We start from the raw sequence: 13010 nt of genomic DNA on the forward strand, positions 1-13010 counted from the left end.
CGGGGTGCCGGGGTCAGAGCCCTTTCTGTTGGAAAGGGATCCGACCCCCGGCGCGGGGTCAGCCCGCCTTGCGGCGCAGCGGGGTGACGTTGCTCTTCTTCTTCGCTTTTGCCGCTGGCGCTTCTGCGTGCGCTGCGAAGAAGTCGCGTACCTTCGGGTACACCACCTCGCGCCAGCGGCGGCCGCTGAAGATGCCGTAATGGCCGGCACCTTCGACGATGAAATGCTCGCGGCGCTCGGCCGGGATGCCCGTACACAGCGCCTGCGCAGCTTCGGTCTGGCCGAGGCCCGCGATATCGTCCAGTTCGCCTTCGATGCTCAGCAGCGCGGTATCGCGGATCGCCGAAGGGTCGACCTTTTCGCCGTTGACCACCCACTCTCCGCGCGGCAGCAGGAAGTCCTGGAAGACCACGCGGATGGTGTCCAGGTAGTACCTGGCAGGCATGTCCAGCACCGCGTTGTACTCATCATAGAAGCGGCGGTGCGCGTCGGCATCTTCCAGATCGCCCTTGACCAGGTCGGCGTAGAAGTCCCAGTGCGAGCTGAAATGGCGGCTGGGATTCATCGACAGGAAGCCGGCGTGCTGCAGGAAACCCGGGTACACGCGACGGCCTGCACCGGGGTAGCCGGCCGGCACGCTGTGGATGACGTTGTTCTCGAACCAGGACAGCGGGTTCTGGGTCGCCAGATTGTTCACCGCGGTGGGGCTGCAGCGTGCGTCGATCGGACCGCCCATCATCACCAGCGTGCGCGGGGTGGGCTCGCCACGGCTGGCCATCAGTGACACTGCGGCCAGCACCGGTACGGTCGGCTGGCACACGCTGACCACGTGCAGGCGCTCGACGCCAAGGTGGCGGATGAACTCCTGGATGTAGGCGATGTAGTCGTCCAGGCCGAAATCACCTTCGCTGGCCGCAACCATGCGCGCATCGACCCAGTCGGTGACGTAGACACGATGGTCGCGCAGCAGCGTGCGCACGGTATCGCGCAGCAGCGTGGCGTGATGGCCGGACAGCGGCGCCACCACCAGCACGAAGGGCTGGTTGAGCATGGTGTGCAGCTGGTCGGCTTCGTTGCTGTGACGCTTGAAGCGCAGCAGCTTGCAGAACGGCTTGCTCACTTCCTCGTGCACGACGATCGGCACGCGCTCGCCTTCGACCTCGATTTCGTTGATGCCCCACTCGGGCTTCTCGTAATCCTTGCCGATGCGATGGAACAGTTCGTTGACCGCCGCCAGGCGTTCGGCACCCGGCATCTGCGACCACCAGTGGCCGGGATTGGCGAAGAACTTGGCGTTGGCCTGGGCCTGGTGCACCCAGGGGGCGAGCAGGTTGCGGGTCAGTTCGTGCAGTTGATAGAGCATGACGACCGAATATGTATGGTCATATGTTGCCGCGCAGCATATCCCATCCGGGTGTCCCGCAGGTTAAGTTGGCTCAAAATAATGAATCCGGATTCACATCCGTTCCAGCGCGGCCGCATCGCCTGCCAGGGCGGGGCCGAGCCAGCAGTGCGACCCTGCCGGCTGCAGGCCGTGCCGGGCCAGCGTCCGGCGATACCAGCCTGCCGGGCGGGACTGGAAGCCCTCATGGTCGCCCTCGAACGCGTCCTCGGCTGCGAAGGTCTCCAGGAACGCGATGCCGCCGGTCAGCTCGGCCACGCCCGCCAGGCCGGCGCGCAGCTCGCGGTCGGGCACGTAATGCATCACGTCCGAGCAGACCAGCAGGTCCACCGGCGCGCACGGCCGCAGCCAGGCGAAGTCGCCGAAGCGGGCCAGATGCAGGTTGCGGGTCCGGCCATAGCGACGCACAGCGTACTCGCTGCTGTCGAAGCCCAGATACTCGACCTTCGGACGCAGTTTCCGCAGCGGCGCGCGCCAGGCCCCCTCGCCGCAGCCGATGTCCAGCACGCTGCGGATCGGCCGCTCCAGGTAGTACTCGGCAGTGGCCACCGCCACTGCCACCTTGCGGGCGAGGCGGGCGCTGCCGCCGATGTCGGCCCGGCGGTACCAGCGCTGGAAGTAGGCGGCGTCGTAGGTCTTGTCCACGCAGAAGGAGGTTTCGTTGAAAACGGCGCCTATCGTACGGCGTTGCCGCTCGCCGTGCGTCGATCGGTCGCGCCGACCGCAGCCGGTACACCGGCACGCCATGCGAGAATGGCCGCCACCTACGCCAGCCGCTGGAGCGAGCGCATGCAGAGCTACTACTGGGTCAAGACCTTCCACATCGTGTTCGTGGTGGCGTGGATGGCGACGGTGTTCTATCTGCCGCGCATCCTGGTGAACCTGGCCGAGGCGGCGGGACAACCCGCAGTGGTCGAGCGCCTGCAGCTGATGGGCCTGCGTCTGTACCGTTTCGGCCACTCGATGTTCGGCCTGGCCTTCGTCCTGGGACTGGTGTTGTGGCTGGGCTACCGGGTCATTCCGGACTTCCCGACGATGGTCGCGCCGGGCGGTGCCGGCTGGCTGCATGCCAAGCTCGGCCTGGTGGTGCTGCTGCTGGTCTACTTCGGCTGGACCGGCCGCCTGCTCAAGGGCGTCGCCAAGGGCCGGCCTCTGCCGTCCTCGCGCGCGCTGCGCTGGATCAACGAAATCCCGCTGCTGGCCTTCATTCCGATCGTCTGGCTGGTGCTGGCCAAACCCTTCTGAGCCGGCGCACATCGCGCACCTCCAGATGAATCGCCGCGTAACCTGACGAGCGGCGCGGCGCGCCTTGCAACAAATTGCATGGGCCCCGCCCGTGCGTCTCCAGATACTGCGCGCCTTCGACACAGCGGCTGCCTGCAGCAGTCCCGCCATCGCTCCACGTGGGCACAGGCTGGATTGCGAGGTACTGCACGCACGCTGTGCCGCTTACGTGCCCCCCTCTGGAGATCCATCATGAAACATGCCCATCGTTCCGCCGCAGGCGGGCATTCCCTTGCCCTGCGTCCGCTCTCGCAGTGCCTGCTGCTGGCACTGGCCCTGCCGTTGGCGCAGCACGCGTTGGCCGGCAACCTCAACGACGAGGACCACGAGGTGGTGCAGGGGGATCCGATCGAGGCGTGGCACGTGACCAATGGGTCCAACCTGACGGTGACCGACGCGTCCACTTACGGCATCAATGCGACCTACGGCTCCAATGTCGTGCTCACGCGTGCGGATGTGCTGGTCCGCAATGCCAATCAGAACATTCACGTGCAATCGGGTTCCAGCCTGATCGCGCGGGACAGCCGTTTCGATCTGGGCATGACCCAGTTCAACATCTCGGTCGATTCGTCGGCACGCCTCTACAACACGCGGATCGATTCCATCGGTGGTGCCATCGCCTTGTACCCGGACCGCCGCGGTGGACAGGGCGACGTGTACCTTCTGATGGACAATTCCCACCTGGCGGTGGCACACCGCGACAGCACTGCCTGGTACCACAACGTCGGTCTGAGTATGGGCGCGGGCAGGGCTGACATCGTCAACGGTTCGACGATCCGGGCCAGCCGCAACGGCGCCGTCATGTACTTCGAATATCGGGGTGCGGACAACCCGGTGTTGAACGTCGACAATTCCACCCTGGAGTCGCAGACCGGCCCGGCGATCTGGGTCAATCCCGATGCCGACGTCGACGGCGAATCCGCCGAGATCAACATCCGCAACGGTGCGCGCCTGATTGCCGGTGACGGCACGCTGCTGCTGGTCAAGCACGGCGAGGAAGGGCAGGTCGGCAACGCCGCGGTGCGCTTCAACGTGGAGAACGCGGCGCTGACCGGCGACATCATTGCCGATCGCGCCTCCTACACGGGCCAGCTGGATGTCTCGCTGCGCAACCGCGCCACGCTGATCGGCCGCATCGTCGATGCGAGCTCGGTGGCGGTGGGGGAGCAGAGCACCTGGCAGCTGACCGGCGACAGCAGTGTCGGCCGTCTGCAGCTGGATGCGGGCAGCATGGTCAAGCTGGGCGACGGCGCGGGCGGCTTCAACACGCTGTCCCTGGACGAGTTCGTCGGTAACGGCGGCACGCTGGTATTCAACACGGTGCTTGGTGAGGACGACTCGCAGACCGACCGCCTGGTGATTGCCGGTGATGCGACCGGCCAGGCCAATGTGCGCGTGCTCAATGCCGGCGGCCAGGGCGCGCAGACCGACAAGGGCATCGAGCTGATCGAGATCAACGGCGCGTCCGACGCGCAGTTCGACCTGGTCGGCCGTGCGGTCGGCGGGCAGTACGAGTACTTCCTGTTCAAGGATGAGGCCGACGGCAACTGGTACCTGCGTTCGGAACTGCCGGTGACGCCGCCGGATCCCTGTGACCTGGATCCGTCGCTGCCCGACTGCGACCCGACCGGTCCGATCAATCCGGATCCGAAGCCGGTGCTGCGCCCGGAGACCGGCGCGTACCTGGCCAACCAGTACGCCGCAGGGCAGTTGTTCCGCCTGCAGCGCAGTGATCGCGACGGCAATGCGGCCGTTGCCGAGGGTGTGCACGGCTGGGCACGCGTGGACAGCCAGCAGGCGCGCCTGGGGGCCATGCAGGAGCAGCTGGATCTGCGCACGCAGCGCCATGTGGTGCAGGTGGGCGCAGACGTGGGGCTGTTCGATGAAGGGCGTGGCCGCCTGGGCGTGATGCTCGGTAGTGGGCGTGCTGACAGCACCAGCACCTCGGCGCTGACCGGCTTTGCGGCACGCGGCAAGGTCGCCGGCGTGGCCGCAGGGGTGTACGGCAGCTGGAACACTGGTCGTGCCTATGTGGACAGCTGGGTGCAGCACGGCCGCTTCAACAACCGGGTGGAAGGCGATGGCCTGGCCGCGGAGCGCTACGACAGCGACCTGTGGCAGGGTTCGCTGGAGGCGGGTTACCGCTTCGGCGTCGGCACGCTGGGCGACAGCAGGGTCAGCCTGCAGCCGGAGCTGCAGCTGGTCTACACCAACGTCAGCACGGATCGACATACCGAGCAGAACGGCACCGTGGTGCGTGGCCTGGGCGAAAGTGGCCTGTCCGGCCGCCTCGGCCTGCGCCTGGAAGCGGAATCGACCAGCACGCATGGCGCCGTGGTGACCCCGTACCTGACCGCCAACTGGTATCGCGACGCCCGCACGGGTGGCATGGCGTTCGATGACGTGGCCATGGACAGCGACGCGCCGCGCAACCGCTACGCGCTGGGTGCAGGCGCGCGGGTGGAATTCACCAAGGGCTGGACGGGCTGGGGCGGTCTGGACGTGAGCCGCGGTGACTCCGGCTACCGCGAAGTCAGCGCCACGCTGGGCATGTCCTACAACTGGTAAGCAGATCGGCGTACGGCGGGCCCGTACGCGCAGGAACAGGGACGTATCGCCACACGGATGTGGCACTGAAGCCGGGCATTGCCCGGCTTCAGGCGTTACCGTGCAGCGGAAGCAGCGATTACGCCGCCTCGTAGGTGCCGTAGCTGCGCAGGCGCTTGTAGCGCTGCTCCAGCAGTTCCCCGGTGGACAGCTTGTCCAGCGCGTCCAGCTCGTTCAGCAGCACGGCCTTCAGGCGCCGGGCCATCTGCGTCGGGTTGCGGTGGGCGCCGCCGGTCGGCTCGCGCACGACCTTGTCGACCAGGCCCAGGCTCTTCAGGCGCGGGGCGGTCAGGCCCAGCTGTTCGGCCGCGTCCTTGGCCTTGCCGGCGTCCTTCCACAGGATCGAGGCGCAGCCTTCCGGGGTAATGGTCGAATACACCGCGTACTCCAGCATCACGGTGCGGTCGCCCACGCCCAGTGCCAGCGCGCCGCCCGAGCCGCCTTCGCCGATCACGGTGCAGATCACCGGCACCTTCAGTTCGGCCATTTCCATCAGGTTGCGCGCGATCGCTTCGGACTGGCCGCGCGATTCGGCGTCGATGCCCGGCCAGGCGCCGGCGGTGTCGATCAGGGTCAGCACCGGCAGGCCGAAACGCTCGGCCATCTTCATCAGGCGCAGCGCCTTGCGGTAGCCCTCGGGCTTGGGCATGCCGAAGTTGCGCTTGATCTTCTCCTTGGTGTCGCGGCCCTTCTGGTGGCCGATGACCATCACCGCGCGGCCATTGATGCGGGCCAGGCCGCCCATGATGGCCTTGTCGTCGGCAAAGGCGCGATCACCGGCCAGTTCCTGGAACTCATCGAAGATGATGCGGATGTAATCGGCGGTGTAGGGCCGCGACGGGTGGCGGGCCAGCTGCAGCACCTGCCAGGAGGTCAGGTTGCGGAAGATCTGTGCGGTACGCATGCGCAGCTTGTCCTGCAGCGCGTGCACTTCGGCCTCGACATTGACCGCCGGACCGGCACTGGCGTTGCGCAGCTCCTGGATCTTCGCTTCCAGGTCGGCGATGGGTTGCTCGAAGTCGAGGTAGTTCGGATTCATCGGAAGCCGTCGTGTAAAGAAGGAGGAAAGTGTAGCCGAACCCGGTGAAATTCCCCGTACGCCCCTGTCTGGAGCGTACGGAGGGGCTGGCCGGCAGGCAGCGCGCTGCCTTGGCCGCGCCAGCTGGACGCGGGACCTGGCGGGGCGGGATCAGCTGGCCCAGGGCGGGCTGTAGCGCACCTTCAGGGTGCGCACGGCCGGGTCGGCGCGCAGCGCTTCCATCAGCTTCGAGTCGATGCGCACGGCGCTCTGTCCGGACACGTCGAGCATGCCGGCGATACCGCCGTGCGGGCCCTTCAGCAGCAGGTCCAGGCGCAGGGGCGTGCGGCCGGGGCGATGGCGGTCGAGCAGGGCATCGATGCGCTCCCACACCGGCCGCTGCTGGCGCAGGTCCAGCCGCAGCGACAGGCGCGTAGCGTAGTTGGCGCAGACCTCATCGAAATCCCAGCACTGGCGGATGCGCAGGGCGTAGCCACCGTTGAATTCGTCTTCACGCAGGCCGCCCTTGACCACCAGGATGCGGTCCTTGGTCATCAGGTGGCCGAACTCGGCCATGGTGTCGGAGAACGCGCTGCACTCCACGCGTCCACGCCCGTCCTCGAGCTGGATGAAGATCTGGCTTTCGCCCTTGCGGCGAACGCCGACCACCTGGCCGGCCAGCACGGTCTGCACTTCCGGGCGCCAGCGCTTCTCACCGCCACCACCACCACCGCCGCTGCTGGCGCTCCAGATCTTTTCCACCGCGCCCAGATCGTTGCCGACCAGATCGCGCACGTCGTCGCGCCACGGATCGAATGGATGGCCGCTGAGGTAGAAGCCCAGCGTGTCGCGCTCGCCGTTCAGGCGCTGCAGCAGGGGCCACTCTTCGGCCTCCGGCAGGTCCAGCTGGATCGTCGCCGCGCTCGGGTCCGGCCCACCGAACAGCGAGTTCTGCCCGGAGGCGCGCTCGCGTGCCATCTGCTCGGTGGCCTTGATCACTTCCGGCAGCTGCAGCATCAGCGAGGCGCGGTTGCGGCCCAGCTCATCCAGTGCGCCGCAGTTTATCATCGCTTCCAGGGTGCGCCGGTTGAGCTTGGCCGAGCCGACGCGGGTACAGAAATCGAGCAGGTCGGTGTAGTTTCCGCCCCGCAGCCGCTCGTCCACCACCGCTTCGCAGGCACCCTGGCCGACACCCTTGATCGCACCCAGGCCGTACTGGATGGTGTCCGGCGTGGCTGCCTCGAACATGAAGGCGGACTGGTTCACCTTCGGCGGCAGCACGGTCAGGCCGAGGTTGCGCACCTCGTCGAGGAAGCCGACCACCTTGTCGGTGTTGTCCATGTCCGAAGACAGCGTGGCCGCCATGAACTCGGCCGGGTAATGGCGCTTGAGCCACGCGGTCTGGTAACTGACCAGCGCGTAGGCAGCGGCGTGCGACTTGTTGAAGCCGTAGCCGGCGAACTTCTCCATCAGGTCGAAGATCTCGTCGGCCTTGGGGCCGTCGACGCCGCCCTTGGCCGCGCCCTCGCGGAAGATCTCGCGGTGCTTGGCCATTTCCGCCGGCACCTTCTTGCCCATCGCACGACGCAGCAGGTCGGCGCCGCCCAGCGAGTAGCCGCCGACGATCTGCGCCATCTGCATCACCTGCTCCTGGTACACCATGATGCCGTAGGTGTCCTTGAGGATGGCTTCGGTGCGCGGATCGGGATAGATGATCTCTTCCTGCCCGTGCTTGCGCGCGTTGAAGGACGGAATCAGGTCCATCGGGCCGGGGCGGTACAGCGACACCAGCGCGATCAGGTCTTCGAAACGGTCGGGGCGTGCGTCCTTCAGCAGGCGGCGCATGCCGGAGGATTCGAACTGGAAGACCGCACCGGTGTTGCCGTTGGCGAAGATGTCCTTGTAGGTCGGCGCGTCGTCCAGCGGGATCGCCGCGATGTCCACCGGCGGAATGCCGGCGCGCGCGTGGCGCTTGTTGATCGCCTTCACTGCCCAGTCGATGATGGTCAGCGTGCGCAGGCCAAGGAAGTCGAACTTCACCAGGCCCACTTCTTCGACGTCGTTCTTGTCGAACTGGGTGACCGGATTCTTGCCGATGCCGTTCTCGTCGTGTTCGGCGTACAGCGGGCAGAACTCGCTCAGCGGCTCGGGGCCGATCACCACGCCACCGGCGTGCTTGCCGGCGTTGCGGGTGAGGTCTTCAAGCTGCAGCGCCAGATCGATCAGGTCACGGACATCGTCTTCGGTTTCGTAACGCTGGATCAGCTCGGCCGATGCCATCTCCGAGCTCGGGCCTTCCTTGCCCTTGCCGAGCGCATCCTTCAGGTGGATGCCGAGGATGTTCGGGATCAGCTTGGAGACGCCGTCAACCAGGCCATAGGGGAAACCGAGCACACGGCCGGAATCGCGCACCACGGCCTTGGCGGCCATGGTGCCGTAGGTGATGATCTGGCTGACGCGTTCGCGTCCGTATTTTCGCGCGACGTAGTCGATCACTTCGTCGCGGCGGTCCATGCAGAAATCGATGTCGAAGTCGGGCATCGACACGCGTTCCGGATTCAGGAACCGCTCGAACAGCAGGTTGTAGGGCAGCGGATCCAGGTCGGTGATCTTCAACGCCCACGCCACCAGCGAACCGGCACCGGAACCACGGCCCGGGCCGATCGGGATGCCCTGGTTCTTGCCCCACTGGATGAAGTCGGCCACGATCAGGAAATAGCCGGGGAAACCCATCTTGATGATGGTATCGAGCTCGAATTCGAGGCGCTCGAAGTACTCCTCGCGGGTCTTGCCCGGCGCCAGCGGGTTCTTCTGCAGGCGTTCTTCCAGGCCGTCGCGCGACATCTTCTGGATCCAGGTATCCAGGGTCTCGTCGTCCGGCACCGGGTAGTTGGGCAGGAAGTAGGTGCCCAGCCGCATCTCGATGTTGCAGCGCTCGGCCAGCGCCAGCGTGTTGTCGATCGCATCGGGGATGTCGGCGAACAGCGCGCACATCTCCTCGGCCGACTTCAGGTACTGCTGGTCACTGTACTCGCGCGGCCGCTTGGGATCGTCCAGCACGCGGCCGGTCGAGATGCACACACGTGCCTCATGCGCGCTGAAGTCCGACGGTGCAAGGAAGCGCACATCGTTGCTGGCCACCACCGGCAGGCCGCGCTGGCCGGCGGCCATCAGCGCGAAGCGGTTGAAGGCCTCCTCGCCATCGCGGCCGGTGCGGGTCAGCTCCAGGTGCAGGCCATCGCCGAACACCCGCTGCCAGTCGGCCAGATGCTGCTCGGCAAGGTCGTGCTTGCCGTCCAGCGCCAGGCGCCCGGCCAGGCTCTCGCGCCCGGCCAGCGCGAACAGGTTGGCGTTGCCCGCCTTCAACCAGTCCGGATGCACGGCGACGCCGCCTTCCGGACGATGGCCCTCCATCCAGGCACGGGTCAGCAGCCGTGACAGGCTCAGGTAGCCTTCGCGGTCGCGGCACAGCAGGGTCATCCGCCACGGGTCCTGGCCCTCCTCGGCGATCATCACGTCGGCGCCGGCGATCGGCTTGATGCCCACGCCTTCGGCTGCCTTGTAGAACTTGATCAGGGCGAACAGATTGTTGAGGTCGGTCACCGCCAGCGCGGGCAGGCCCAGCTCGACCGAGCGTGACAGCAGGTTGGCCTGCTTGGCCTTCTTCGGGTCGGCCTGGTCCGGCTTGGCCGGCACACGGATGGTCGAGTCCGCCAGCGAGAACTCGGTGTGGACGTGGAGATGTACGAAGCGGGAGTTGGACATGCCGGACCAGGTTGGAGCGCGGGGGCCCCGGGTGCCGACGGGAGTTCGTCGCCGGGGTCGGGAAGCGCTGGAATGCCCGGTCAGGGTAGCGAGGGCAGGGGGAGGCGACAAGCTCTTGACGGCGCGTCGATTGCGCGAACATGCCGCCGGGCACGGCCCGGCGCTACCGCGGCAATGTGGGCGCACGATGCCGCCGGGCATGGCCCGGCGCGACCACGGCAATGTGGGCGCATGGTGCCGCCGGGTTTTCCAGGCATTCACGCACCGGGGCGAAACTGCGCCGGTGCTCGCCACAGGGGCCGTGTTCACGCAGTGCCGCCAGGTGGGCCGGAGTGCCGTAGCCCTTGTGCTGGTCGAAACCGTAGTGCGGATGCTGTAGGTGCAGGTCCTGCATGTACCGGTCGCGCGACACCTTGGCCAGGATCGAGGCCGCCATGATCGCGCGGTCGATGCCATCGCCACCGACCAGCGCCTGCGCCGGCAGCACCAGCCCCTTCGGAACCACGTTGCCGTCGATGCGGGCGAAGCCGGCCACATGGGCCACGGCCGCCACCACGTCGCGCATGCCCTGCAGGGTGGCCTGGTAGATGTTCAGGCGGTCGATCGCTGCCACGTCCACCAGCACCACATGCCAGGCCAGGGCGCGGTCGAGGATGCGGTCGTACAGCTGCTCGCGGCGCGCGGCGGTGAGCTGCTTGGAGTCATCCAGGCCGTTGATGCGCGGGCGGGCAGGATCGAATACCACCGCCGCGACGGCGACCGGCCCGGCCAGCGGGCCACGGCCGGCCTCATCGACACCGGCGACCAGGCGGTCCGGTTCAACCCGCAGTGAACCGTCGAACAGGGCCAGGCTGGCTGCGGCGGCGTGGCGGCGGCTCATGCCTTGTCCAGCTCGCGTACCAGCAGCTCGCCGACAGCGTCGGCGGCGCGTGCCGAGGCATTGCGGCGCAGGCGTTCATGCAGGCGCGAATAGGTTCCCTGCAGGTCGGCGGCCCGTTGCGGATGGTCGAACCACTGCTGGATGGCGGCGGCCAGCTTGTCCGGCGTGCAGTCGTGCTGCATCAGCTCCGGTGCCAGGTCCTGGCCAGCCAGGATGTTGGGCAGGGCGAAGCGGTCGACCTTGATCAGGCCCAGCGCCTTGACCAGGCGGTAAGTCAGTTCGTTGACGCGATAGCCGACCACCATCGGCCGCTTCACCAGCATGGCTTCCAGGGTCGCGGTACCGGAGGCGAGCACCACCACGTCGGCGGCGATCATGGCGTCGCGGGCCTGGCCATCAAGCACATGCGAGTAGGCGACCGGCAGCGCCGAACGCGACAGCTGTTCCTCGATCAGGCGACGGCAGGCGGCATTGGCGGCAGGCACCACGACGTGCAGCCCCGGAATCCGTTCGGAAACCTGCCACGCGGCCTCGAAGAACGGTTCGCCCAGACGCGAGATCTCGCCCAGGCGGCTGCCCGGCAGCACCGCCAGCACCTTGGCCGTGGCCGGCAGGCCCAGCGCGGCACGGGCTTCGTCGCGGTTGCCCTGCAGCGGAATGTCATCGGCCATCGGATGACCGACAAAGCGCGCGTCGATTCCGTGCCGGGCGTAGATGGGGGGTTCCATCGGGAACAGGCACAGCACGAGGTCGGCACTGTTGCCGATCTTCTCGGCGCGCTTCTCGCGCCACGCCCAGACCGAAGGGCTGACGTAATGCACGGTGCGCACGCCACGCTGCTTCAGCCAGCGCTCGATGCCCAGGTTGAAGTCCGGCGCATCGATGCCGATGAACACGTCCGGCTGCCACTCGAGCGCGCGCTGGCGGAAGGCCGAGCGCAGCTTCAGCAGGCGCGGCAGGTGGCGCAGGACTTCGGTCAGCCCCATCACCGCCAGTTCGCTGGCGTCGTGCCAGGTCTGGCAACCGGCATTGCGCATGGCATCGCCGCCGATGCCGGCGAACTCGGCGTTCGGGAAGCGGGCCTTCAACTCGCGCACCAGGCCGGCACCGAGCAGGTCGCCGGAGGCCTCACCGGCCACCAGTGCGATCCGCAGCGGCCGCTCGCTGAGCACCCGCTGTGCAGGCACGCTGCCGGCCAGGGAGGCCAGCGGAATGACAGCGGCGCCGGCCGGCGCCTGGCCGGACGTGCTGCTCATCGCAGCAGGGGCCTCTCTGCGTGTTCGATGAACTCCAGCATGGACTTCACGTCCTCGCTGTCGCGCGCCTGTTCCACCAGCTGCTGCTTGGCTTCGGCCAGCGGCAGGCCGGCCACGTACAGGGTCCGGTAGGCACGCTTGATGGCGGAGATGCGTTCGGCATCGAAACCGCGGCGCTTCAGGCCTTCACTGTTGATGCCGCGCGGGCGGCCCAGCGAATCGGAGCCCACCATGGTGAACGGCGGAACATCGCCGTTGGTCAGCGCACCCATGCCGAGGAAGGCGTGGGCGCCGATGCGGCAGAACTGGTGGGCACCGGCGAAGCCGCTGATGATCACGTAGTCGCCGACAGTGACGTGGCCGGCCAGCGTGGTGTTGTTGGAGAACACGCAGGCGTTGCCGACGTGGCAGTCGTGTGCCACATGCGTATAGGCCAGCATCCAGTTGTCGTCACCGATCGTGGTGATGCCACCGCCGCCGCCGGTACCGCGGTTGACGGTGACGAACTCGCGGAACACGTTGCGGTCGCCGATCACCAGTTCGGTGCGTTCACCGGCGAACTTCTTGTCCTGCGGCTCGCCGCCGATGGCTGCGTGGCCGATGAAGCGGTTGTCGCGGCCGATCCGGGTCGGTCCGAGAATGCTGCAGTGTGGGCCGACGACCGTGCCTGCGCCGATGTCCACATCGGCACCGATCAGGGTGAAGGCACCGACCTGCACATCGTCGGCCAGCCGGGCGGACGGGTCGATGACGGCGGTGGGGTGGATCCGTGGGGCGTTGTCAGTCATTCCTGGCTCC

9 protein-coding genes are annotated in these 13010 nt (G+C 67.3%); 2 read left to right on the forward strand and 7 right to left on the reverse strand.

All coding sequences use genetic code 11. The features are described from left to right. Positions 1-58: 58 nt before the first annotated feature. Together AC06FB_RS15210 and AC06FB_RS15215 are read right to left on the reverse strand one after the other, a co-directional pair. Positions 59-1363, reverse strand: coding sequence for a polyhydroxyalkanoate depolymerase (locus tag AC06FB_RS15210; protein WP_053519900.1), 1305 nt, complete (start codon positions 1361-1363; stop codon positions 59-61). 93 nt (positions 1364-1456) lie between these two features. Then, the gene (locus AC06FB_RS15215) at positions 1457-2047 is read right to left on the reverse strand and encodes a class I SAM-dependent DNA methyltransferase (protein ID WP_478053855.1); all 591 of its coding nucleotides are present in this window, start codon (positions 2045-2047) and stop codon (positions 1457-1459) included. A gap of 144 nt (positions 2048-2191) precedes the next feature. On the opposite strand from AC06FB_RS15215, the gene AC06FB_RS15220 reads away from it, so the two are divergent. Together AC06FB_RS15220 and AC06FB_RS15225 are read left to right on the forward strand one after the other, a co-directional pair. Beyond that, a complete protein-coding gene (locus AC06FB_RS15220; protein WP_053519905.1) occupies positions 2192-2647 on the forward strand; it encodes a CopD family protein in 456 nt (151 codons plus the stop codon). Between the two features lie 231 nt (positions 2648-2878). Then, positions 2879-5254 carry an autotransporter family protein gene (locus AC06FB_RS15225; RefSeq protein WP_478053856.1) on the forward strand — a complete coding sequence of 792 codons (2376 nt, stop codon included), beginning with the start codon at positions 2879-2881 and terminating at the stop codon, positions 5252-5254. Between the two features lie 118 nt (positions 5255-5372). On the opposite strand, the gene AC06FB_RS15230 is transcribed toward AC06FB_RS15225, so the two are convergent. The 5 genes from AC06FB_RS15230 to lpxA all read right to left on the reverse strand — a co-directional run bounded on the left by AC06FB_RS15230 (position 5373) and on the right by lpxA (position 13000). After that, a complete protein-coding gene (locus AC06FB_RS15230; RefSeq protein ID WP_053519898.1) occupies positions 5373-6332 on the reverse strand; it encodes an acetyl-CoA carboxylase carboxyltransferase subunit alpha in 960 nt (319 codons plus the stop codon). 150 nt (positions 6333-6482) lie between these two features. Further along, positions 6483-10076 (reverse strand): DNA polymerase III subunit alpha, encoded by a 3594-nt coding sequence (dnaE, locus tag AC06FB_RS15235; RefSeq protein WP_478053857.1) that lies wholly within the window; start codon positions 10074-10076, stop codon positions 6483-6485. A gap of 163 nt (positions 10077-10239) precedes the next feature. Continuing rightward, positions 10240-10956, reverse strand: coding sequence for a ribonuclease HII (locus AC06FB_RS15240; protein WP_478053858.1), 717 nt, complete (start codon positions 10954-10956; stop codon positions 10240-10242). Next, entirely contained in the window at positions 10953-12212 is a 1260-nt protein-coding gene (lpxB, locus tag AC06FB_RS15245; protein ID WP_053519895.1) for a lipid-A-disaccharide synthase, read from the reverse strand. The genes AC06FB_RS15240 and lpxB overlap by 4 nt, the downstream gene beginning before the upstream one ends. Continuing rightward, the gene (gene lpxA / locus AC06FB_RS15250; RefSeq protein ID WP_053519894.1) at positions 12209-13000 is read right to left on the reverse strand and encodes an acyl-ACP--UDP-N-acetylglucosamine O-acyltransferase; all 792 of its coding nucleotides are present in this window, start codon (positions 12998-13000) and stop codon (positions 12209-12211) included. The genes lpxB and lpxA overlap by 4 nt, the downstream gene beginning before the upstream one ends. Positions 13001-13010 lie beyond the last annotated feature (10 nt).

It is taken from the genome of Stenotrophomonas sp. Steno-C15 (assembly GCF_056393265.1).